Consider the following 23,314-nt stretch of genomic DNA (forward strand, 5'->3'; position numbering starts at 1 on the left):
TCTCAAGGTAGCTCGGGCGGTTGCCACTCTTCAATTTCAATCAATACCAGCAGCGCAGCATCGCCGCCGAACATCTTGGGTGCCTGATGAAAAGCCATGACAAACGGATGCTGAGCCAGCCATAACGGCGTTTGCTGTTTCAAAATATGCTTACCGTGGCCGGTCATCACACTGGCGCAAAACAGATGTTCTCGTCGACAGGCTGCAATCAATGCGCCTAATTCCTGCTTAGCCTGCTGCTGCGTTAAACCATGCAGATCGAGAAATATCTCTGGCGTATAGTCGCCACGCCGCAATTTTTTCAGTTCAAAATGGCTGACATCGGCACGTACATAGCGCGTTGCGCCTTCTGTCGACAGCAGCGGCTGGAATTCATCAGAGAAATAATGACTATTATCTGCCTGCTCGGAAAGCAGGCGTTTCGTGGGCACCTGGCGGGTTTTCACCACCGGTTTGTGCACGATCGTGTCTTGTTTCAGCTTACGCGTGCCGGTCATCAATTGGCGAAACAGCGATTTATCGTCCTGGCTAAGGGGCGTTTTTTTACTCATGGCGGGTAAATTATGTCAGAAAAGGCTGTTTTCAGCGGATGGCGTTACCTTACCGTTAAGTGTCATTAAATGTCAGCTTTTTCACCTCACCGCGCTGAATTCTCTCCGGCTTCATGGCACACTATCTGCCGATTTAGCAAAAGGCCTGCGGAGGGCTACGTGGACAAAATTTTCGTCGATGAGGCAGTGAACGAACTGCACACCATTCAGGACATGCTGCGCTGGGCGGTTAGCCGCTTTTCCGCTGCCGGAATTTGGTACGGACATGGCACAGACAATCCTTGGGACGAAGCCGTTCAGTTAGTCCTGCCGTCCCTCTGGCTACCGCTCGACATCCCTGAAGATATGCGTAACGCGCGTCTGACCGCCAGCGAGCGTCACCGCATCGTTGAGCGTGTAATTCGTCGCGTTAACGAACGTATTCCGGTTGCTTATTTGACCAACAAAGCCTGGTTCTGTGGTCACGAATTTTACGTTGATGAGCGCGTCTTAGTGCCGCGTTCACCGATTGGTGAACTGATTGATAACCGTTTTGCCGGTTTAATCAGTGAAACGCCACATCACATTCTGGATATGTGTACTGGCAGCGGCTGTATCGCCATTGCCTGCGCTTATGCCTTCCCAGAAGCCGAAGTGGATGCGGTAGATATCTCTACCGATGCGCTGGCTGTCGCCGAACAAAACATTGAAGAGCATGGCTTAATTCATCACGTCACGCCGATCCGCGCTGACCTGTTTCGTGGCCTGCCTGAATTAAAATATGACCTGATTGTTACCAATCCGCCGTATGTGGATGCGGAAGATATGGACGATCTGCCAAACGAATATCGCCACGAACCGGAACTTGGTTTGGCTGCGGGCAGCGACGGTTTGAAACTGGTACGCCGCATTCTTGCCTGCGCGCCAAATTACCTGAGCGAGCAGGGCGTGTTGATTTGCGAAGTGGGCAACAGCATGGTGCACATGATCGAACAATATCCTGATGTGCCGTTCACCTGGCTGGAATTTGATAATGGCGGCGACGGCGTGTTCATGCTGACGCGCCAGCAGATTGTCGACGCACAACATCATTTTTCTTTTTTCAAAGACTGAAAGCGGGGCGAGTGCTCGCTCTGAGAACCGTAACAAGGAATCAAAATGGCCGGAAACAGCATCGGACAATTTTTTCGAGTAACCACCTTTGGTGAGTCCCACGGTATTGCGCTGGGTTGTATTGTTGATGGTGTGCCGCCGGGCATTCCGCTCACCGAAGCCGATATTCAGCACGATCTCGATCGTCGTCGTCCGGGTACGTCACGCTACACCACGCAGCGCCGTGAGCCCGATCAGGTGAAAATTTTGTCTGGTGTGTTCGAAGGCATCACCACCGGCGCTTCGATTGGCTTGTTAATTGAAAACACCGATCAGCGCTCGCAGGATTACAGTGCGATCAAAGATCTGTTCCGTCCCGGCCATGCTGATTACACCTACGAACAGAAATATGGCCAGCGCGATTACCGCGGCGGCGGACGATCTTCCGCTCGCGAAACCGCAATGCGCGTAGCGGCAGGCGCCATTGCCAAAAAATATCTGCACATGAAGCACGGCGTAGTGGTGCGCGGCTATCTGGCACAGATTGGCGATGTCGCATGCGAGCTAAAAGATTGGAGCATCGTGGAAGAAAATCCGTTTTTCTGTCCGGATGCTGACAAGCTGGAAGCGCTGGACGAATTGATGCGCGGTCTGAAAAAAGAGGGCGACTCAATCGGCGCCAAAGTCACGGTGATGGCTGAAAACGTTCCACCAGGTCTTGGCGAGCCGGTGTTTGATCGTCTTGATGCTGATTTAGCCCATGCACTTATGAGCATTAATGCCGTAAAAGGTGTTGAAATTGGTGATGGCTTTGCCGTCGTTAATCAGCGTGGCAGTGAACATCGTGATGAGATTCGTGCCAACGGTTTCCAGAGCAATCATGCGGGCGGCATTCTTGGCGGCATCAGTAGCGGTCAGGTGATCAGCGCTAACCTGGCGATGAAACCGACGTCCAGCATTACTGTGCCCGGCAAAACCATTACCCGCGAGGGTGAAGAAGTGGAGATGATCACCAAAGGTCGCCACGATCCCTGCGTAGGGATTCGCGCGGTGCCGATCGCTGAAGCGATGATGGCGATCGTGTTGATGGATCATCTGCTGCGTCAGCGTGCGCAGTGCGCTGATGTCAATTCCACTGTGCCGCGCTGGTAATTCAATGAAACGTCTTCTGCTCACGCTTTCCGCGCTGGTGATTAGCGCATCCAGCCTGGCGGCAACGCCTTGGCAGCGCATTCAGCAGCCGATTGCAGGTGCGCCGCAATCAGTCGGCGGCTTTGCTAATGGCTGTATTGTGGGTGCGCAGGCTTTGCCGCTTAATGCGCCAAATTATCAGGTGATGCGTCAGGATCAGCGACGCTATTTTGGACATCCTGATTTGATTCAGTTCATTCAGCGCTTAAGTACTCAGACGCATAATTTGCAATTGGGCAATGTGCTGATCGGTGATATGGGCATGGCAGCGGGCGGACGTTTCAGCAGCGGACACGCCAGTCATCAATCAGGATTGGATGTGGATATTTGGTTGCAGCTCCCCAAAACGCGCTGGACATCGCAGCAGTTGTTGAAGCCGCAACCGCTGGATTTGGTTGCGCCCGGCGATAAAAACGTCGTCGCGCGCCATTGGCGTCCAGAAATTGACAGCTTGATCAAACTGGCGGCGAAAGATGAAGAAGTATCACGTATCTTCGTCAATCCAGCGATTAAAAAGCAGCTTTGTGCGGATGCAGGGAACGATCGTGAATGGCTGCATAAAGTTCGTCCCTGGTTTGCGCATCGCGCTCACATGCATGTGCGTCTGCGTTGTCCGCAAGGTAGCAGTGAATGTCTCGATCAAGCTCCGCCACCGCCGGGCGATGGTTGTGGCGCAGAGCTACAGAGCTGGTTCTTACCCAAACAACCTGGTTCAGCGCCTGTAAAACGCGAACCGCCGCCGCTGCCAGCGGCTTGTCAGGCATTACTGGATAAACATTTACTGTAAGGGATGTCATGGATTGGTTCGTCGTCAGCCCGCTGCTGGTTGGGCTGCTGTTCTTTGTTGCCATGCTGGCGGGCTTTATTGATTCTATTGCGGGTGGCGGTGGCTTGTTAACGGTGCCTTCATTGCTGGCGGCGGGCCTTTCTCCCGCGCAGGCGTTGGCGACCAACAAGCTGCAATCAGTCGGCGGTTCGTTCTCTGCCAGCCTCTATTTTATTCGTCGTGGCGCGGTCAAATTAAACGAACAATGGCTCAACATCGCCATGACCTTTGTCGGGTCGGTGATCGGTGCCGTGCTGATACAGCGGCTTCAGGCTGATATGTTACGTCAGGTTTTGCCGATCTTGCTGATTGCGATTGGGTTGTGGTTCCTGTTAATGCCGCGTATTGGTGAAGAGGATCGCGCGCGTCGCCTGTACGGTTTGCCGTATGCGTTGATAGGCGGCGGAACTATCGGTTTTTACGACGGCTTCTTCGGCCCCGGTGCCGGTTCCTTTTACGCGCTGGCTTTCGTAACGCTGTGCGGCTACAACCTCGCTAAAGCCACCGCCCACGCCAAAATTCTTAACTTCACCTCCAACTTTGGCAGCCTGCTGTTTTTTATGTTTGGCGGCAAAGTGGTGTGGGGAACCGGCGTGATTATGATGCTCGGCGCATTCTGCGGCGCGCGTCTCGGCGCAAGATTGGTGCTGACGCGTGGTCAGAAGCTAATTCGTCCGATGGTGGTGATTGTCTCAGCGGTAATGAGTATCAAACTATTGTGGGACAGCCACGGTAGCAGCTTTATGGCGTGGTTCGCCACGCTGCACTTGTAATGGATGATGCCAAATGGCGCCTATTTCCTCTCAAAATGACAGCATGAACACAACACATCACTATGAGCAGCTGGTTACGCTGTTTGATCGCTGCTTCAGCGACGACTTTCAGACCCGTCTAATTAAAGGCGATGACGAACCGATCTATCTTCCGGCAGATGCCGAATCGCCGTGGAACCGCGTGGTTTTTGCTCACGGTTTCTACGCCAGCGCGCTGCATGAAATCTCACATTGGTGTATTGCCGGTGAAGCACGCCGCAAACTGGTTGATTTTGGTTATTGGTATTGCCCGGATGGCCGCGACGCGTTGACGCAAAGTCAGTTTGAAGCGGTAGAAGTGAAGCCGCAGGCGCTGGAATGGATGTTTTGTGTTGCGGCAGGCTTTCCTTCAACGTGAGTTGTGACAATCTCGAGGGAGATTGTGAGCCGGATCGCATTGCTTTCCAACGTAAGGTTCATGCTCAGGTCATGTCTTATTTGGAGCAGGGTATACCCGCACGACCCGCGCGTTTTATTGCAGCATTAGCTAAATTTTATGGCAGGCCTTCGTTGACGGCCTCACAGTTTCCCTGGCCGGAAGATCTGTGACCTGTGAAGGCACATCAAAAAGAGGAATTGAGATGATCGCAGAATTTGAAGCGCGTATTCTGGCCCTTATTGACGACATGGTTGAACACGCCAGCGACGATGAGCTGTTTGCCAGCGGTTATTTAAGCGGCCACCTCACGCTGGCTGTCGCCGAAATCGAACGACTGGATGAGCACACGCCTGAAGCATTACAGATTCACGTTACACGCAGTCTGCAGAATGCGATTGCCGCAGGCGAGTTATCACCGCGCGATCAAGCGCTGGTGGTAGGCATGTGGGACAATCTGTTTTTGCAGGCGCGCAAATCGGCCTGAATATGCAGGGCGGCATGCCGCCCTCAACCCACTTTTTTACCTTTCAGCAGTTTTCTCACCCAATAACGATTCGGATTAAGCGCTGCTAACGTAGCGGCATCTAACGGCTGCGGTTCACCTGCCAGTTGCGCCGCCAGCACTTCTGCGGCCAAAGGCGCGCTGCACAAACCGCGCGAACCCAGCGCACCAAACAGGTAAAGTTGTGGATAATGTGGCGCATCAGCGATATCGCCATTTTGCGCACGCTGTGCCGGTAAATCCTGATATTGCGCCAGCGTGGCGGCATAGTCTGGCGCACTACCGACCATCGGTAAGTGATCGCGGGTTGCGCAACGCACGCCGATACGCGCTTCCCCGGCGCTGACATCAACCTGCTTAGCCCAGGGGCTTTCAGGCAGGCAATGAAGTAAACGCGTACGGTTTTCCTGCTGATCGGCTTCGCGATAATCAGATTCGGTTTCACCACGACGGTAGCTGGCACCGATGCAGTGCGTGCCAAATTGCGGGCTGATCGGCGTTAAATAGCCGTCGTAACAGAGTACTGTTTGCAGCGCATCCAGTCCCGGCGTAGAAGGCACATGACTCACCTGGCCCGCCACCGCGTAAACCGGAAGCTGCTCGGTTAACGAAAAGTCCGTTAAGGCGTGTCCACTCGCCAGCACCACAGTGTGATGCTGCACTGCAGCAGAATCAGCAAACTGTAACGTCCAGCTTTCTTCCTGATAAGACATATCAGTCACACGATGCAGCCAGTGAATCCGCAAGCCTTGTTCTTCACCGCGAGCCAGCATCGCGGCAGTCAACTCTGCAGGGGAAAGCCAGCCGCCTTGCGGATAAAAATCCCGCCGCAGCCCAACGGTAGATTGGCCAACGCTTCAGCCTGCTGTTGATCCACGCCATGCGCTAACGCATCGGGCAAGGCCATCTTCAGCATCTGGTCAATTTTCGCCGCGCTTTTTTCATCCCATCCCAGTTGCAACACGCCGCTCCAGCTGTGCTCATATTGAACCGGTAATTGATCGTATAAACGACGTGCGAAACTGAAAGCGGCAGGGAAAAAGGTCGCAAGTGCGGGATCGTGTTGATTGAGCAACGGATAAAGCGCGCCCTGACGGTTGCCTGACGCGCCCAGCGCGGGCGCGTCATCGGCGCAGTAAAGCGTTACGCGCCAGCCTCGTCGCAGCAAAGCCAGCGCCAGCGTCGCGCTGGCTACGCCGCCACCGATTAATGCGATCTCTCGCTGTCGCGCGGCGGGTCGAGAATACCAGGGTTGGCGCACAGGTAGCGCGGGTGCGGCCGCGAGTTGACCGCTTAGCATTTCGCGTTTAGGTCCAAAACCTTTGCGTCGCGTGACGGCGAAACCGGCGTCTTGTAATCCACGACGGACAAAACCAGCGGCGGTAAACGTGGCAAACGTGCCGCCATGCCGTAGCAATGTTGCCATGGCGTTAAACAGCGCTGGCGTCCACATATCGGGGTTTTTCGAGGGGCAAAGCCATCCAGAAACCACGCATCAACCTGACGATAAAGGCTGTCATCGAGGCTATGAATTAATGCATTAATATCGCCTAACCACAGGTCAAGGGTAATGCGTCCGCCATCAAAAAGCAGGCGCTGACAGCCGGGCAGAGCGATCGGCCATTGCTGTTGCAATTGTTCTGCCCACGGGGCGAGTTCAGGCCAATGCCGCAGTGCCGCGATTAAATCATTCTGCGTTAAAGGAAATTTCTCAAAGCTAATGAAATGCAGACGCTGCAATCTGGCATTGGGTTGCTCAATGCGAAATGCCTCAAAGGCTTGCCAAAGCGTAAGAAAATTGAGCCCGGTACCGAATCCACTCTCAGCAACGATCAATAAATCTCGCTCATGATGGGCGAAACGCTGTGGAAATTGGTTGCCACCAAGGAAGACGTAACGCGTCTCTTCAAGGCCGTTATCGTTAGAGAAATAGACATCTTCAAAGGCTCGGGAAACAGGTGTACCCTGTTCATTCCAGCTTAGTTCGGCGTGTTCGACCGGCGTTGATTTCACGGCAAAGGCTCATTTTTCAGGCAGTGGCGCGATTTTAGCGACCAGCGTGACATGACGCAAATTTACAAAAGGAAATGGCTGATCGGACTTGTTCGGCGTACAAGTGTAAGCTAGAGTGCACGTCAATCCAAAAGATGTGGAAGAGGACTATTGAATGAAACGTGCGGTGATTACTGGCTTGGGGATCGTTTCCAGTATTGGTAATAATCAGCAAGAGGTGCTGGCATCTCTGCGTGAAGGCCGTTCTGGCATCACATTTTCTCAAGAGATGAAAGATTCCGGCATGCGTAGTCACGTCTGGGGTAACGTTAAGTTAGATACCACCGGCCTCATCGATCGCAAAATCGTGCGTTTTATGAGTGATGCGTCCATCTATGCTTATCTTTCCATGGAAGAAGCGATTAAAGATTCTGGCCTGACCAACGAAGCCTATCAGAACAACCCACGTGTGGGTCTGATTGCCGGTTCAGGTGGCGGTTCTCCGCGTTATCAGGTGTTCGGCGCAGACGCAATGCGTAGCCCGCGTGGCCTGAAAGCAGTAGGTCCGTATGTCGTGACTAAAGCGATGGCGTCAGGCGTTTCAGCCTGTCTGGCTACACCTTTCAAAATTCACGGTGTGAACTACTCAATCAGCTCTGCCTGTGCGACCTCTTCACACTGTATCGGTAATGCGGTTGAGCAAATTCAGCTGGGCAAACAAGACATCGTGTTTGCTGGCGGCGGTGAAGAGTTGTGCTGGGAAATGTCCTGCGAATTCGACGCCATGGGCGCGCTTTCTACCAAATATAATGAAACGCCTGAAAAAGCTTCTCGTACCTATGACAACGACCGCGATGGCTTTGTTATCGCAGGCGGCGGCGGCATGGTTGTGGTCGAAGAGCTGGAGCACGCGCTGGCACGTGGCGCGCACATCTACGCTGAAATCGTAGGCTACGGCGCAACATCCGACGGCGCAGACATGGTTGCACCATCAGGCGAAGGCGCAGTGCGCTGCATGAAGATGGCGATGCAGGGCGTTGATACCCCGATCGATTATCTGAACAGCCACGGTACTTCAACGCCAGTGGGCGATGTGAAAGAGCTGGGTGCAATCCGTGAAGTGTTCGGTGATAACACGCCTTACATTTCTGCAACCAAAGCCATGACCGGTCACTCATTGGGTGCAGCGGGCGTGCAGGAAGCGATTTATACCCTGCTGATGCTGGAGCACGGCTTTATTGCGCCAAGCATTAACATCGACTCGCTGGATGCAGCGGCAGAAGGCATGAATATCGTGACTAAGCCGACTGAAAAAGCGCTGAAAACCGTTATGTCTAACAGCTTCGGTTTCGGTGGCACCAACGCGACTCTGACGATGCGTAAGTATCAGGCTTAAGGTTTCACCTCATCTTTACCTCAAGGGTCGGCTTGCCGGCCCTTTTCTTTGACATAATTCTAACCCCTTGCCAGAATTCCCTTTCGCTCGACTGTGGTGTAGTCCTGCCTTAACGACCATTCTCGTTACGTAAGCGTTCACGTTAACCAACGCATAAATCTTCTGTTACGACAGAAGGCGCGCGCGTCGTTGGTTTTTGCCGTCATGGCACGTCTCAGAACAAGGAGTTACGTTAATGTCCTCTTCAGCCGCTGAATCGCAAGTTCAGTCGACCTTTCCTTTGGCTTGCACCTCGCTGGCCGTATTCCTGACTTATCTCACTGCGGGCCTGGCTTTGCCGGTTATCCCGCTCTATGTGCATCAAGAGTTAGGAATGAACAACGTGATGGTGGGCATCGCGGTTGGCATTCAGTTCTTTGCCACTTTGCTCACGCGGGGTTTTGCCGGACGTCGAGCCGATCAGCATGGCGCAAAACTCACCACGCAACACGGCATGTTAGCGATAGCCTTAGTGGGGCTGGCTTACCTCGCTGCTGCGCTGCTGCCGGTGCCAATAGAGGCGAAGTTCGGCTTGCTGTCGATAGGTCGTTTGCTGCTCGGCTTTGGCGAAAGCTTGCTGCTGACCGGGAATCTGACATGGGGCATGGGTTTAGTTGGGCCAAAACGTTCTGGTTTGGTGATGTCATGGAACGGCATGGCGATTTATGGATCGCTGGCAGCGGGCGCGCCACTCGGCTTATTGCTGCATCAGCAAGGGGTTTTGCGCTGTTGGGCGCGGTTGCCGTCGTGCTGCCGCTGATTGCGCTGGGGTTGAATAATTGGATCAAAGCCGTGCCGGTTGTCGGCGGCGAGCGGCCTTCGCTGTTCAGCGTGGTACGCAGCATTTTTCAGCCGGGGCTCGCGCTCGCGCTGCAAGGTGCCGGTTTTGCGGTGATCGGTACTTTTACCTCGCTCTATTTTGTTGCACAACACTGGGGCAATGCGGGCTTTACCCTTACCGCATTTGGCCTGGCGTTTGTGCTGGTGCGTCTCCTTTTTGGTGGCTTGCCGGATCGGTTGGGTGGCGTAAAAGTGGCGATGATTTCGCTGCTGGTGGAAGCCTGCGGATTGCTATTGCTGGGACTGGCAACGCAAAGTTGGATGGCATTAATGGGGGCTGCTTTGACCGGCTGCGGTTGCTCACTGATCTTTCCGGCGCTGGGCGTAGAAGTGATTAAACGCGTTTCTCCGCAGGTGCGCGGCACCGCGCTTGGGGGCTTTTCTGCATTCCAGGATGTCGCTTACGGAGCCAGCGGGCCGCTCACCGGATTGCTGGCGACCGCGCTGGGTTACGGTTCTGTCTATTTGGCAGGTGCGTGCTGCGCGGTACTCGGGATTTTAGTTACCTGGCGCTTTGCGCGTCAGCCGCAAACAGCTTAGCCAGCTTGTCACATCCGGCAACGATTTCGCCGGGTGTGAGAGCAGAAAAGCCCAGTAGCCAACCTGGCTGTCGAATATCACTGGTATATAACGGGCTTAGCCTCGGCAGTTGCAATCCTGCTTGCGCGGCGAGGTTGGTCAGCCTCGCTTCATCTCCCTGCTTCAGTGATACCGCCATTTGCAAGCCGCCTGTGCGGGCCATTGGCGTGATCCACGGCGCAAGGCGCTGCTCAATTTGCTCTATTAGCAGGTCGCGGCGACTGCGATAAAGCTGCCGCATCAAACGCAAATGGCTGGTGAAGTGACCTTGCTGCATAAACTCGGCGGTAATCGCTTGCGGCAACAGGGCGCTGTGTCCATCCATGACGCTGCGCGCCTGACCGAGAGGTATCACCAGTTCAGGGGTACCACCATCCAGGCCAGCCTCAGTGAAGGAAACAGTGATTTTGAAAACGTCCCTAGCGTGATGACGCGACTATGCGAATCCAGTCCTTGCAGCGCTGGCGTTGGGCGTTCGTCATAGTGAAATTCACTGTCGTAATCATCCTCAATTAGCCAGCTGCGATGACGTCGCGCCCAATCAAGCCAGGCTAAACGGCGCGCTAAACTCATGGTCACACCCGTTGGATAATGATGCGCAGGCGTCAGATACATCAACTTTGCTGCCCCGGCCTGAAGTTTCGCGCCTTCCTGATCCAGCGCAATGCCGCGACAGTTTGCACCTGCCGCGAGAAAAGCATTACGCGCGCCGGGATAGCCCGGTTCCTCCAGCCAGACTTCATCACCCGGATCGAGAAACATCAGCGCCAGCAGCTGTAGCGCCTGCTGTGAACTGGTGAGAATGATCACCTGTTCGGGTTGGCAATGTATGCCACGCGACAAGGCCAGATAATCTGCCACCGCATGGCGTAAAGGCTGATAACCCAGCGGATCGCCGTAACCCATCACCGCGCTGCCAAGCGAACGCTGCACAGTGGCGCTGATTCGCCGCCAGATTTGCTGAGGAAAGGCGCGAAGTTCTGGCGAACCGGCGGCAAAAGCCTGTGGAAAGAGCGGATCCTGGCAACCCCGGTTGCTAATACACGGTTACCGCGCAGGGAGAAGTGGGGCAGTTGCGTTAACGCCGTGCTGCGCGCTTTATTGGGCATGGTGATAGCCACAAAACTGCCGCGCCCGATTTCACGTCGTAAATATCCTTCGCTTTCCAACTGCGCGTAAGCCGCTTCCACCGTCACACGCGACAGGTTTAAATCCGATGCCATTTGTCGCGTCGAGGGCAGCTTTTGATCCACGGACAAATGGTGATTCGCTATCGCCAGACGCAGCGTGGCGCACAAACGTTCACGCAGTCCACCCGACGCTTGATGATGGAAAAGTTGCAGCAGCGGTGTGCTCATATTGGTCTTATTGTGAGAGATAAATGGGTATCAATGATCAGTCCACTTTGCCGTAAACTGGCTGCACTTCACAACAGGAGAATCACCATGTCATCTGTATTACGTTTTCCGCCCGTTTCTTCGCAGCAAAGTCTGGCGTACCTGGAAACCAAATTGGCTTATTACACGGATGCCTGGGATCTCGCCGAAGATTTGGCGCAGCAGGTGAGTGAAATTGTGGTGATCGATGCACGATCAGCGGAGATCTATCGCGCTGGGCACATTTGCGGCGCCATCAGCTTTCCTCATCGCATTATGGATGAAGCATCAACAGCACAGTTAGATCGCAGTAAACTCTATGTCACTTACTGCGATGGCATTGGCTGCAATGGCTCAACGAAAGCGGCGTATAAGCTCGCCACCTTGGGTTTTCAGGTGAAAGAGTTGATTGGCGGCCTGGATTTCTGGAAGCGCGATGGCCATCCGATGGCGTGGGGTAATGCGCCAGGCGAATGGCCAGGCGCAATTTCAACTACAGGCGATGCCGCATCATGCGGCTGCTAATGCAGCGTCTTTAAAGGACGATCCACAATAAAAATGCAATCACCAGCAAGGCGATGAAGATAACCAGCAACGGCCGCTGCGCCAGCGGTTGGAGTGACGGCGGCAAGGAGGCCGCAACGGGTGCCCAGATTGGCTGAGGTTTGATTTCACTGGCGGCCAAAGGCTGCTCAGACATTCTTTCAGCCCGACGTGAGAACAAAAAGTTCAGCAGATCCTGCGTTTGGGTAGGCGTAAGCACCGTTTGCGGTGTCGCCTGGAATCGCTGCTGGCTGTAATCCTCCATCATGCGCTGTTCGGTCTGCGCCAGCGGCTGCTTCAGCGAGGCTTCTAGCAGTTGCAGCGTTGGCGCGCTGTGCTGACTCAGGGTTTGACGCACCTGTAAATATTGCGTCAGCAGCGGGAAATGGCGTGATGGGATCGGATCGCCGCTGGTAAGGTTCACCAGTTTCAACGCTGAGGCCCACAATTTGCCGCTGGATTCGCCCGTTGCGGCGGCCAAACGAATGATCTGTTGGTTCAGGGTGTGATGCTCAGCCGGTAACAGGCTGCGATCGCTGGAGCGCGTTTGCTGCGGCTGCGGAATCGCCATTTGGCCATTTTGCAGCATGGTCAGTACCTGACGTAGCTGATCCTGACTCAAGGCACTTAAAACGGTTTGACCAAACTGCTGCCGAATAAAGTCGCTCACCGCCTGACGATTGTTGCCCTGCGGCAGTAAATCGGTTAGCTGGGTCATCAACTGGCGCGTCGCGTGGCCGGTTTGTGCTTGCGTCAGGCGCACCGTGAGGTATTGCTCGGCAGCAGGAAAATGACGTGACTGCAACTCGGCGTCACTCTTCACATTCACTTCACGGCGTATACCAGACCAAAGCTCAGGCGCTTTAAGATTGCTCAGCGACAAAATGCGCACAATCAGGCGTTCCAGCGTGGTGCGTTGCGCAGGAGAGAGTGGCTGTTCTCCAGGCGCAGAACCGGGACGAGGTGCGCCCGTTTGCGGATTTACAGATGAACGATCGCCGACCGGCACACCGGGGCCGCTAACAGGTTGCATGGCGGATTCCTTGGGGAAAACAGAACAGCGTGGGGTGCGCCGGAATGAGAATGCGCCATGATAACAAAAGCCCCGGGAAATCCCACGGGGGCGCTCGCGTTTCGGTGGAATTACTCAGGGATGAGCTTCAGGCGCATACGGCGCCAGCGCTTCCAGGCAAAAGGCACCACCAAGACGGCAACCGCTAAGATCAGCAGCACTTTGCAAATCAGACTTTCCCACAGGATCGGCAAATTACCGTTACTGATTGAGAGCGCGCGCCGCAGATTCTGTTCCAGCATTTCACCTAAGACAAAACCCAGGATCAGCGGAGACATGGGGAAATCCATTTTACGCAGAATATAACCAAAGACACCCAAGCCAACCATTAACAGCAGATCAAACGTGGTGCTGTGAACCGCATAGACGCCCACGGCGGAGATGGCCGCAATGGTGGGGACCAAAAACCACAGCGGAATCGTCAGCATGCGGGCAAACACGTTGATCATGGGAATGTTCATGATCAACAGCATGATGTTGCCAATCAACAGTGCGGCGATCAATCCCCACACGATGTCTGGCTGTTCAATAAACATCGCAGGGCCGGGCGTGATGTTGTAGAGCGTTAACGCACCCACCATGACTGCGGTGGTGCCTGAGCCGGGAATGCCCAGCGTGAGCATTGGAATAAAGGATCCGCAAGCCGATGCGTTGTTTGCCGCTTCTGGCGCTGCCACGCCGCGAATATCACCTTTACCAAACTGGTCGCTGCCGCTGATTTTCTTTTCAGTCATGTAAGCAATGGCGCTGGCGATGGTGGCACCTGCGCCGGGTAACACACCGACGAAGAAACCGATAAACGACGATCGCAGCGTGGCACCGGCCGTCATCGCGGCCTCTTTCATGTTGAACATCATGCGACCGCTGGCGCGCACCGCTTTCTGCCCAGAATGGGTGGATTCCAGCATCAACAAGATTTCACTCACCGAGAACAGACCAATTACCACCACCACAAACTGAATGCCATCAGAAAGATGCACACTGTCGAAGGTAAAGCGGTAAACGCCGGTATTCGCATCAACGCCCACGGTCGCCATGCCGAGACCGATTAATGCGGCCAGAAAAGATTTCAACGGATTTTGACTCATCATGCTGCCGAGGCAGGCAATCGCGAAAACCATCAGCGCAAAATATTCAGCCGGACCAAATGCCAGTGACCAGTTTGCCAGGAGCGGGGCGAATAAAATAATGCCGAGAATGGCAATGGTAGAGCCGACAAAGGAACTCACCGCAGAAATCGACAACGCTACGCCCGCTTTGCCTTGCTGCGCCATCGGATAGCCATCCAGCGCCGTCATAATGGCACCGGCATCGCCTGGCACATTCAGCAAAATGGATGAGATGCGACCCCCATATTCACAACCGATATAGACCGTTGCCAGCAAGATCAGCGCCGATTCCGCCGGCAAATGCAGCGCGTAAGCCAGCGGCATTAAAATAGCGACGCCATTGATCGGGCCGAGACCCGGCAACAATCCCACAATGGTGCCAATAAAACAGCCGATCAAGGCGATTATCAGGTTTTCGGGCGTCATGGCGACGGCGAAACCCTGCATCAAAAAAGACCAGGTATCCATGATATTCTCCTTAACTCAGCCAGCTGCCCATGGGCAGCGTCACGTCCAGCAAGCGGTCAAAGGCGTAAAACAGCGTCAACCCCATGATCACGCCGGAAAGCGCTGCCGCCCACCAACGTGCACCAAACAGCATGCCGATGCCAAACGTCAACAACGTGGTGCAGAGCGCGAAACCCAGTGTTTCAAACAGCCAGCCATACAGCATCAGCATCAGCGCCAGTGCGACTAAACGCTTTAATGTGCCCTGAGTAGGCCATTGAATGGTGTCTGGTTTACGAAACAGCATCAGCAGGGCGCAGATCGCCATCAAACCCAAAATCGTCAGGGAAAAGGGCGCGGGCCAACCGGTTCGTAGCTGTATTCGCTCTGAATTTGCCAGGCTATCACCATGCCGCCGAGGCAAAGTGCAAGCCAAATAGCCGCAAAAATACGATCGCTCATCATGTGCTCCGGTTATTTAGCCAGGCCGAAAGATTTCGCCTGATCGCGATAAGAGGCGACCTGATTTTTGACATAGCTGTCGAGTTCTGCACCAAACAGGTTGAATTCAAACAGACCGCGCAGATCGCGCTGTTTTTGAAATTCCGGCGTATTCACCATCTTTTTAAAGGCGTCTTGCCACCATTGATACTCGGCATCGCTGACTTTTGGACCCAAATAGAAGCCGCGAATAATCGGCCATTCGATGTTAAAGCCCTGTTCTTTAGCGGTCGGCACATTCGCCAGCAGGCCAGGCAAACGTTTATCCGCCATCACAGCCAGCACGCGCATTTTTCCACCTTGCAGATGCGGCACCATTTCGCTCATGTCGCCAGAAACCACCTGAATATGATTACCCAACAGCGCAGTAACCGGCTCGCCGCCACCTTCAAACGCGACGTAACGCATCTTGCGCGGATCAATGCCTGCTTCACGCGCCAGCAGCGCGGTTTTCATCCAGTCCTGACTGCCAATAGATGCGCCCGCGCCAACCACCACTTTGGTGGGATCTTTCTTCATCGCCTCCATCAGCTCACCAAGCGTTTTCCATGGGGCATCTTCACGCACTGCGATCATGCCGTAATCGGTGCCGACTGCTGCCAGCCACTTCACGTCGTCTACTGAATAGCGACCAAATTTGCCTTGAGAAAGGTTAAGCAGCGAGCCGCCGGAGAAGGCGACCACCGTGCCCGCTTCGGCGGGGCGCTGCGCAATAATGGCGTTGTAGGCAACCGCACCCACGCCGCCGGGCATATAAGTGACGCGCATCGGTGAATCGATCTGTTTTGTCTCCTGCAATGACACTTGCAGGAGTTTGCAGGTCAGGTCAAAGCCGCCGCCAGGCTTGGCAGGCGCAATACATTCAGTACGTTTGGGCGCATCGGCGGCAAAAGTAGCGGGAACCAGTAATGCCAGTAGGGTTGAGGCTAAGGTGGTGCGGATTATTTTTTTCATCTTTCGCTCCCTTGTTCTTCCAGAGTGTGATTGCTGCCGAATATTCGGCGTTGCTGAATTGTTAAAACAGTTACCTTTCATTTACCTTTCACTGCCCAGAAATAATGACAGGATGTGATATGCGTCTCTTACTGGTTGAAGATACGGTTGAGCTGGCGCGCTGGTTGCAGAAAGCGCTAACGCAAAAAGGATTTGCCGTGGATTGGGTTGCGGATGGTGTAGCGGCGGATCACATGCTGCACAGCGAGGAATATGTTCTGGTGGTACTGGATGTTTCGCTGCCGCGTATGGATGGTATTGAGGTGCTAACGCGGCTGCGTCGGCGCGGAAAAAATGTGCCGGTTTTATTACTGACTGCGCGCAGCGCGCTCGACGATAGGGTGCGCGGGCTGAATCAGGGAGCCGATGATTACCTCACTAAACCCTTTGAGCTGGATGAACTGGAAGCGCGGTTACGGGCACTGTTGCGGCGAAGCCAAACGCATTCTGCGCAAAACCAGGCGCTAGGCCAGTTGACACGCGATCCTGAAGGCTATTTTTTGCTGGCGGACAAGCCGCTGGCGTTGACCCCGCGCGAAGCCAGCATACTTACAACCTTGATGCAGCGAGGAGGGCGCCCGGTTTCACGCCAGCATCTTTATGAACAAACGTTTACCCTGGCTGATGATGTCAGCCTGGAAAGCATTGAGCTTTACGTACACCGGGTACGTAAAAAACTGGCCGGTAGCGATGTCGCGATTGTGACGCTACGCGGTCTGGGATACAGCCTGGAAACGGTGCCATGCGGCTAATCCGTTCACTGCGCGGCGAATTACTGGCGTGGTTGGGCTTGCCGCTCACGTTGTTGTGGGGTTTGTCGGTTTATACCCATTATCAAAGCGGGCTGGCTGCAGCCAATCAGGCCTATGATCGCTCATTGCTGGCCTCGGCGCGCACCGTTGCTGAACGCTTGGTGGTGCGTAATCGTCATCTTGAAGTGGATGTGCCTTGGGTCGTGCTCGACAGCTTTGAGCGCAACATGAACGATCAGCTGTTTTACCAAGTGATTTCGCCGCAAGGTAAAACGCTGTCAGGTTATGACGACCTGCCGCCGATTCCACCCCATCACGCACTTTCAAACGACTGGCCCGCGCTGGTGCATTTTTATGATGGCCGCTATCGACAGCAACCGATTCGCATTGCTGCACTTTGGCAACCCATCAGCGAGGCGGGGGCAGAAGGTATGGCGCTAATCATCGTGGCTGAAACACTGAATTCGCGTCAGGAGTTTGCCCAAGGATTAATGCGTACGGCGCTGCTGAGTCAAAGCGTGTTGGTGCTGATGACGCTGTTACTGGCGGGATTGATGCTGCGACGCGTACTGCGTCCATTACGACGTCTATCGCGCATTGTTTTACGCCGCGATGTTAGCGAGTTAACGCCGCTTCCATCGTTGCCTTGGTCAGAATTACAGCCGTTGATTATTGCTTTTAATCGCTATCTTGAGCGGTTGCGTGGAATGATGGCGCGTCAGGATCGTTTTAGCGCTGACGCAGCACATCAACTGCGTACGCCGCTAGCAATCCTCAAAACTCAGGTGGGTGTCGCGATGAGCAGCAATTGCCCCGAGCAGTGGCGAGAGAGTTTACAAGGAATGCGACACACGCTGGATGACACTATTTTGCTTACCGATCGATTACTGCAACTGGCGCAAATAAAAGCGCGTCACGGCGAGGAGAAACAGCTGCCGCGCGTCGATTTAGCGGAGATCCTGCGGGATGCCTGTTTCAGCGGTTACACGGCGGCCCGGAACAAGCAGATCGATTTAGGTTACGAAGGTGATGAGAACAGCGAAGTCAAAGGGGATCGCCTGCTGCTGGGCGAGTTATGCGCCAATCTGCTGGACAATGCCATCAAATACACGCCGCTGAACGGGGTAATTACGGCAAGGCTACAGGGGAAAACATTAGAAATAGAAGACAGCGGGCCGGGCATCGACAGTGCGGAACAGGAAAAAGCCTTACAGCCCTTTTCCCGACTTGATCATGGCAGCTTGCAGCCTGGCGCAGGAATAGGATTGGCGTTGGTGCAGGATATTTGTGCATGGCATGGAGCGTTGATTGTCATGGATCGCAGTCCGCTACTGGGCGGACTGCGCGTCACTATCGCGTTTAAATCCGAGTGATACGGCTCGGTTTACGACCTGACAGCGGTGTTTTCAAACGCTGTGCCAAAATCACGCCAAACAGTGTCAAACCTCCGCCAATCCAGTGATAACTGTGCAACTGCTCATGCAGGAACAGCACGGCAATCAGCGCAGTAAATATCGGAATCAGATTCATAAATATAGTGGTGGTGCTGGCACCTAAACGCTGTACGCCATGAATCCACAAGAAAGGCGCAATGATTGAAGCAAACAGGCCCGCGAACGCCACCAACGGGATATTATGCAGATTCAGTGTTACGTCCGGTGCAAATAAAAAACCGGGCAACAGCAGCAGAACGCCAAACACGATCTGCATGTATAAGCTTTGCCAGATCGGCAGCGGTATTGCCCAGCGCTTGGTCAGCACACCATAAAGCGCATAAGAGGCGGAAGCCGCCAGCATCATTAACTCACCTTTGCCTAATCCATGACTCAGCAACAGCGGTAAATTTCCCTCGCTGACCAGCCAAACTAAACCGGCAAATGAGATGATGCTGCCAAAAAGAATCCCCACCGTCGGGGCAATGCGCAGGATCACCACGCTTAACAGCACGGTAAGCAGCGGAATTAATGCGCCGATGATCCCCATAAACAGTGCACTTACGCTGTGCGCGGCGTAATAAGCCAGGCTTTGATACAACACCATGCCCAGCAGCCCAAGCAGCAGCAATTGCCCCAAATGCGGTTTAATCTGTCGCCGCTGACGCCATACGCCAGGCAAAATAAACGGCGTTAACACCAGCAGCGCTAACAGCCAGCGATAAAAAGAGATGGCGGCGGGATCAATGGCATCCGCCGACAACTTACTTACGATCGAATTGATCGACCAGATCATCACCGCAATCAGCGGAAACAAGAAACTCATAACGCTCTCCCGATACAGAATGGGCGCAGTGTACGCTTGTCCGGTTTTATTCAGATAGTTAATATCGGACAAAAATCTTTAATGACCGGACATAATGACTTCACAAATCATTTACCAGGCGCCAGTTGATGCCAATGCGCTGCGCTACTTCTTTCGTTTTGAGCAGGCCAATGCGCAAACCGAATATTTGCCGCACGCGCATAGCTGGGGCCAGGTGATCTTTGTGAAAAGTTATGTGCTGGAGATGCGGGTAGAAGGTGAACGGCTGCTCACGCCTGCCGACATCCCTATCTGGATCCCGCCGGGGCTGGTACACAGCAGCTATAATCATCGGCAGGCCCAATTTCGCACCTTTAACCTGGCCGCCGATCTGTGTGAAGGGTTGCCGATCAAAGCGTGCTTGCTGATTGTCGATCCGATCGTGCACGCCATTATGGATGAATTCGCCCGAGAGGAAATTGTGCTGCCTGTCAGCGACGAGCAGTTACGGCTGTGTAATGTACTGCGCGACCGCTTGCGTCTCGCAGCCGTTCAGGAAAGCTATTTGCCTACGTCGGAAGATAAATTTTTGGCGCCAGTGCTGCACGCGCTGGAAGCCAACCCCGGTGATAACACGACGCTAGCAGCGTGGGCGGCCCGCGTTTTTACCACAGAACGCACGCTGGCGCGCCGCTGTCATCAGCAGCTCAATATGTCATTCAGCGAATGGCGTCAGCGGCTGCGTTTTTGCGGGCGATTGCGCTGCTGGAGCAGGGCAACAGCGTGCAATCTATTGCTCACGATCTCGGATATAGCTCCGCTTCTGCGCTGATTGTCATGTTTCAACATCAAGCGGGCACCACGCCCGATCGCTACCGCACGCGGTTAGGCTAACGCGTGGCTTTGTGCCAGAATAACGCCCTTAAAGACAACAGACAGGAAAGCCGTGGTGAAGATTCTCGTCGATGAAAATATGCCTTATGCCCGTGAACTGTTCAGCCGCACCGGAAACGTGCTGGCGGTGCCGGGTCGTCCTTTACCGGAAGCCGAACTGGCAGATGCCGATGGCTTGATGGTGCGTTCAGTTACCAAGGTGAATGAAGCCTTGCTGGCGGGTAAACCGGTGAAATTTGTTGGTACCGCTACGGCGGGCACCGATCACATCGACGAAGTGTGGCTGCAACAGGCGGGGATCGCTTTCTCTGCCGCGCCGGGTTGTAACGCCATTGCCGTGGTGGAATATGTCTTTTCGTCGCTGCTGTTACTGGCGGAACGCGATGGTTTTCAACTGCGCGATCGCACAGTCGGCATTGTCGGCGTTGGCAATGTCGGCGGACGTTTACAGAAACGTCTTGAAGCCTGGGGCGTGAAAACCGTGCTGTGCGATCCGCCGCGCGCCGATCGTGGTGACGACGGCGATTTTTTGTCGCTGGATGAGGTGGTTAAACAGGCTGATATCCTGACTTTCCACACGCCACTCTTTAAAGACGGACCGTATAAAAGCTGGCATCTGGCTGATTTAGCACTGTTGATGGCTCTTAAACCCAATACCATTCTCATTAATGCCTGCCGCGGCCCGGTGGTCGATAACGTCGCGCTGCTGGAAGTATTGAACATGCGATCGGATCTCAGCGTGATACTGGATGTATGGGAACCGGAACCGGATCTTTCACTGGCGCTGCTCGATAAAGTTGATATCGCCACCGCCCATATCGCGGGCTACACGCTGGAAGGTAAAGCGCGAGGTACCACGCAAGTGTTTGAAGCCTGGAGCGCGTTTATCGGGCAACCGCAGCAGGTGCCACTGAGCGAGTTATTACCGACACCGGAGTTCAGCAGCATTACGCTGCAGGGCGCGCTTGATCAGCCAACGCTGAAACGGCTGGTGCATCTGGTGTATGATGTGCGCCGCGACGACGCGCCTTTACGTAAAGTGGCGGCGCAACCCGGTGAATTTGATCGCCTGCGCAAGCAGTATGAAGAGCGCCGCGAATGGTCTTCGTTGCAGGTGATCTGCAACGATCGCGACGCTGCCGAGATGCTGGCGAAGCTGGGTTTTGATGCGCATTTGCAGGAGAGCTAATCTCATTTCCTTGTAATTTCCGTTGCAGAAAGGCGGCAAATGAGTGAACGCCAGGCACTTACCACAGTAAGTGGACAGGGTAAGCGCGAGTAGCCAACGTATCTGCAATACGAAATATGACCGGGAAAAATCCGAATCCTTGGGCGGTGAATATCACCGCCTTCTGTTTTTATGTCATTGTCTGGAGTAAACCAACATGTCTGACGGCTGGAATATTGCGCTATTAGGCGCAACAGGCGCAGTAGGGAACGCTTTACTGGAGCTGCTGGCTGAACGCCAGTTCCCGGTTGGAGAATTGTATTTGCTGGCGAGTGAAAACGGCGCAGGTGAAACTAAACGTTATGAAGGCCGTTCTGTTCTGGTTCAGGACGCGGCAGGTTTTGACTGGTCACAAGCGCAGTTGGCGTTTTTTGTAGCCGGTCGTGAAGCCTCTTCGCGCTATGCAGATGAAGCCGCTAACGCGGGTTGTTTGGTTATCGACAGCAGCGAACTGTTTGCGTTGTCACCAGACATTCCGCTGGTAGTGCCAGATGTGAATGCGCACGTTTTGGCGGATTACCGCAATCGCAACATTATCTGCGTGGCCGATAGCCTGGTCAGCCAGTTGCTTACCGCGCTCAAACCGCTGACTGACGCCGCCGGTTTAGGCCGCTTGCAGGTAACAAATTTGATTTCGGTTTCCAACCACGGCAAAGCGGCAGTGGATGCATTAGCGGGTGAAAGCGCGCGTTTGCTAAATGGCGTCCCGGCAGATAACCATTTTTATGGCCGCCAGCTGGCCTTTAACTTGCTGCCACAACAGGCCGATGCCGAAGGCAGCGTGGAGAGCGAACGTCGTCTGATCGATCAGGTACGTAAAGTACTGCAAGACGAAGGCTTACCGATTGCGGTCACCAGCATTCAGGCGCCGGTGTTTTATGGCAACGCGCAAATCGTTCATGTTGAGAATCTGCGTCCGCTCTCTGCGGAAGAAGCGCGTGCTGAACTGGCGCTCACCGCTGATATCATCCTGAGCGAAGAAGATCAGGTGCCAACGCCTGTCACCGATGCATCAGGCAACAATGAATTAAGCATTGGCGGCGTGCGTAACGATTACGGTATTCCTGAACTGCTGCAGTTTTGGTCAGTCGCCGATAACGTCCGTTTTGGCGGTGCGTTAATGGCGGTGAAAACGGCGGAAAAGCTGGTGCAGGAGTATATGTACTAATGTCCGACAGTCAGACACAAAAACTGGCGCTCGGCATTGAGTATGACGGCAGCCGCTATTACGGCTGGCAGCGTCAGCAAGAAGTGCGCAGCGTGCAGGAAAAGTTAGAACGTGCGCTGTCAAAAGTGGCCGATCATCCGGTCACTGTTTTCTGCGCCGGACGCACCGATGCTGGCGTGCACGGAACCGGTCAGGTCGTGCATTTTGAAACCACATCGCAACGTGCTGACAGCGCATGGACGTTGGGCGTTAACGCCAATTTACCTGCAGACATCGCGGTGCGTTGGGTAAAATCGGTGCCGGATGAGTTTCATGCGCGGTTTAGTGCAACCGCCCGTCGCTATCGCTATCTGATATACAACCAGCGCTTGCGTCCGGCCGTGCTGAGCCGCGGCGTGACACATTTTTATCATCCGCTGGATGCTGAAAAAATGCAGCGTGCAGGGCAATGTTTACTGGGGAGAATGACTTCACCTCATTCCGCGCGGTGCAGTGTCAGTCTCGTACGCCATGGCGCAACATGTTGCACCTTAACGTGACGCGTCAAGGGCCGTATGTCATCGTGGATATCAAGGCCAACGCCTTTGTGCATCATATGGTGCGTAACATTGTTGGCAGCCTGATGGAAATTGGCTGCGGCAATCAGCCAGAATCGTGGATGGCTACGCTGCTGGCAGCCAAAGATCGCACGCTGGCGGCGGCGACAGCCAAAGCTGAAGGGCTTTATCTGGTGGCGGTGGATTATCCATCCCACTTTGCGTTACCACAGCCGTCGATGGGACCGTTGTTCCTCGCGGATTAACCAAAAATTTAGG

16 protein-coding genes and 7 pseudogenes are annotated in these 23,314 nt (G+C 54.3%); 15 read left to right on the top strand and 8 right to left on the bottom strand.

All coding sequences use genetic code 11. The features are described 5' to 3' along the window. Positions 1–2 precede the first annotated feature (2 nt). Positions 3–551, bottom strand: coding sequence for an endonuclease SmrB (smrB, locus tag KQP84_RS08775; protein WP_215846051.1), 549 nt, complete (start codon positions 549–551; stop codon positions 3–5). Positions 552–710: 159 nt separating this feature from the next. On the opposite strand from smrB, the gene prmB reads away from it, so the two are divergent. The 6 genes and pseudogenes from prmB to KQP84_RS08805 all read left to right on the top strand — a co-directional run bounded on the left by prmB (position 711) and on the right by KQP84_RS08805 (position 5,314). Then, positions 711–1,643 (top strand): 50S ribosomal protein L3 N(5)-glutamine methyltransferase, encoded by a 933-nt coding sequence (gene prmB / locus KQP84_RS08780; protein ID WP_215846053.1) that lies wholly within the window; start codon positions 711–713, stop codon positions 1,641–1,643. A 45-nt stretch (positions 1,644–1,688) separates the two neighbouring features. Continuing rightward, entirely contained in the window at positions 1,689–2,774 is a 1,086-nt protein-coding gene (aroC, locus tag KQP84_RS08785) for a chorismate synthase (RefSeq protein ID WP_215846055.1), read from the top strand. A gap of 4 nt (positions 2,775–2,778) precedes the next feature. Continuing rightward, positions 2,779–3,600, top strand: coding sequence for a penicillin-insensitive murein endopeptidase (mepA, locus tag KQP84_RS08790; RefSeq protein WP_215846056.1), 822 nt, complete (start codon positions 2,779–2,781; stop codon positions 3,598–3,600). A gap of 8 nt (positions 3,601–3,608) precedes the next feature. Beyond that, entirely contained in the window at positions 3,609–4,412 is an 804-nt protein-coding gene (locus KQP84_RS08795) for a sulfite exporter TauE/SafE family protein (protein WP_215846058.1), read from the top strand. A gap of 43 nt (positions 4,413–4,455) precedes the next feature. Beyond that, a pseudogene (locus KQP84_RS08800) lies at positions 4,456–5,000 on the top strand (elongation factor P hydroxylase). A 32-nt stretch (positions 5,001–5,032) separates the two neighbouring features. After that, on the top strand, positions 5,033–5,314 hold the full coding sequence (locus KQP84_RS08805; RefSeq protein WP_215846060.1) for a YfcL family protein: 282 nt from the start codon (positions 5,033–5,035) through the stop codon (positions 5,312–5,314). Positions 5,315–5,337: 23 nt separating this feature from the next. On the opposite strand, the pseudogene mnmC reads toward KQP84_RS08805, so the two are convergent. Further along, positions 5,338–7,345, bottom strand: a pseudogene (gene mnmC, locus KQP84_RS08810) (bifunctional tRNA (5-methylaminomethyl-2-thiouridine)(34)-methyltransferase MnmC2/FAD-dependent 5-carboxymethylaminomethyl-2-thiouridine(34) oxidoreductase MnmC1). 154 nt (positions 7,346–7,499) lie between these two features. Here mnmC and fabB point away from each other — a divergent pair. Both fabB and KQP84_RS08820 read left to right on the top strand, forming a co-directional pair. Further along, on the top strand, positions 7,500–8,720 hold the full coding sequence (gene fabB / locus KQP84_RS08815; RefSeq protein ID WP_215846062.1) for a beta-ketoacyl-ACP synthase I: 1,221 nt from the start codon (positions 7,500–7,502) through the stop codon (positions 8,718–8,720). A gap of 235 nt (positions 8,721–8,955) precedes the next feature. Then, positions 8,956–10,139: pseudogene (locus KQP84_RS08820) on the top strand (MFS transporter). Here KQP84_RS08820 and pdxR read toward each other — a convergent pair. Continuing rightward, positions 10,102–11,536: pseudogene (pdxR, locus tag KQP84_RS08825) on the bottom strand (MocR-like pyridoxine biosynthesis transcription factor PdxR). The pseudogenes KQP84_RS08820 and pdxR sit on opposite strands and share 38 nt — an antisense overlap. An 87-nt stretch (positions 11,537–11,623) precedes the next feature. Between pdxR and KQP84_RS08830 the strand changes: the two are divergent. After that, positions 11,624–12,079: a rhodanese-like domain-containing protein gene (locus KQP84_RS08830; protein WP_215846063.1), complete on the top strand. Its 456-nt coding sequence runs from the start codon at positions 11,624–11,626 to the stop codon at positions 12,077–12,079. Between the two features lie 10 nt (positions 12,080–12,089). On the opposite strand, the gene flk is transcribed toward KQP84_RS08830, so the two are convergent. From flk to KQP84_RS08850, 4 genes and pseudogenes are all read right to left on the bottom strand, one after another. Then, positions 12,090–13,130 (bottom strand): flagella biosynthesis regulator Flk, encoded by a 1,041-nt coding sequence (gene flk, locus KQP84_RS08835; RefSeq protein WP_215846065.1) that lies wholly within the window; start codon positions 13,128–13,130, stop codon positions 12,090–12,092. 110 nt (positions 13,131–13,240) lie between these two features. Continuing rightward, on the bottom strand, positions 13,241–14,746 hold the full coding sequence (locus tag KQP84_RS08840) for a tripartite tricarboxylate transporter permease (RefSeq protein ID WP_215846067.1): 1,506 nt from the start codon (positions 14,744–14,746) through the stop codon (positions 13,241–13,243). Positions 14,747–14,756: 10 nt separating this feature from the next. After that, positions 14,757–15,187, bottom strand: a pseudogene (locus tag KQP84_RS08845) (tripartite tricarboxylate transporter TctB family protein). 12 nt (positions 15,188–15,199) lie between these two features. Beyond that, complete coding sequence (locus KQP84_RS08850; RefSeq protein ID WP_215846068.1) at positions 15,200–16,180, bottom strand: Bug family tripartite tricarboxylate transporter substrate binding protein; 981 nt, start codon at positions 16,178–16,180, stop codon at positions 15,200–15,202. A gap of 119 nt (positions 16,181–16,299) precedes the next feature. Between KQP84_RS08850 and tctD the strand changes: the two genes are divergently transcribed. Together tctD and KQP84_RS08860 are read left to right on the top strand one after the other, a co-directional pair. Further along, positions 16,300–16,971, top strand: a complete 672-nt coding sequence (gene tctD / locus KQP84_RS08855; protein ID WP_215846069.1) for a transcriptional regulator TctD — start codon at positions 16,300–16,302, stop codon at positions 16,969–16,971. Then, the gene (locus KQP84_RS08860) at positions 16,962–18,344 is read left to right on the top strand and encodes a sensor histidine kinase (protein ID WP_215846070.1); all 1,383 of its coding nucleotides are present in this window, start codon (positions 16,962–16,964) and stop codon (positions 18,342–18,344) included. Before tctD ends, KQP84_RS08860 begins: the two co-directional genes overlap by 10 nt. Here the strand turns inward: KQP84_RS08860 and KQP84_RS08865 are convergent. Further along, positions 18,331–19,230, bottom strand: coding sequence for a DMT family transporter (locus tag KQP84_RS08865; protein ID WP_215846071.1), 900 nt, complete (start codon positions 19,228–19,230; stop codon positions 18,331–18,333). The genes KQP84_RS08860 and KQP84_RS08865 overlap by 14 nt on opposite strands. Before the next feature lie 94 nt (positions 19,231–19,324). Between KQP84_RS08865 and KQP84_RS08870 the strand changes: the two are divergent. From KQP84_RS08870 to truA, 4 genes and pseudogenes are all read left to right on the top strand, one after another. Then, a pseudogene (locus KQP84_RS08870) lies at positions 19,325–20,103 on the top strand (AraC family ligand binding domain-containing protein). Positions 20,104–20,158: 55 nt separating this feature from the next. Beyond that, positions 20,159–21,292 (top strand): 4-phosphoerythronate dehydrogenase PdxB, encoded by a 1,134-nt coding sequence (gene pdxB / locus KQP84_RS08875; RefSeq protein WP_215846072.1) that lies wholly within the window; start codon positions 20,159–20,161, stop codon positions 21,290–21,292. A 196-nt stretch (positions 21,293–21,488) separates the two neighbouring features. After that, positions 21,489–22,499 (top strand): aspartate-semialdehyde dehydrogenase, encoded by a 1,011-nt coding sequence (locus tag KQP84_RS08880; RefSeq protein WP_215846073.1) that lies wholly within the window; start codon positions 21,489–21,491, stop codon positions 22,497–22,499. After that, positions 22,499–23,301: pseudogene (gene truA, locus KQP84_RS08885) on the top strand (tRNA pseudouridine(38-40) synthase TruA). Before KQP84_RS08880 ends, truA begins: the two are co-directional and overlap by 1 nt. The last annotated feature ends 13 nt before the right edge of the window (positions 23,302–23,314 follow it).

Origin of the sequence: Candidatus Pantoea bituminis (assembly GCF_018842675.1) — a bacterium.
GTDB lineage: Bacteria > Pseudomonadota > Gammaproteobacteria > Enterobacterales > Enterobacteriaceae > Pantoea > Pantoea phytostimulans.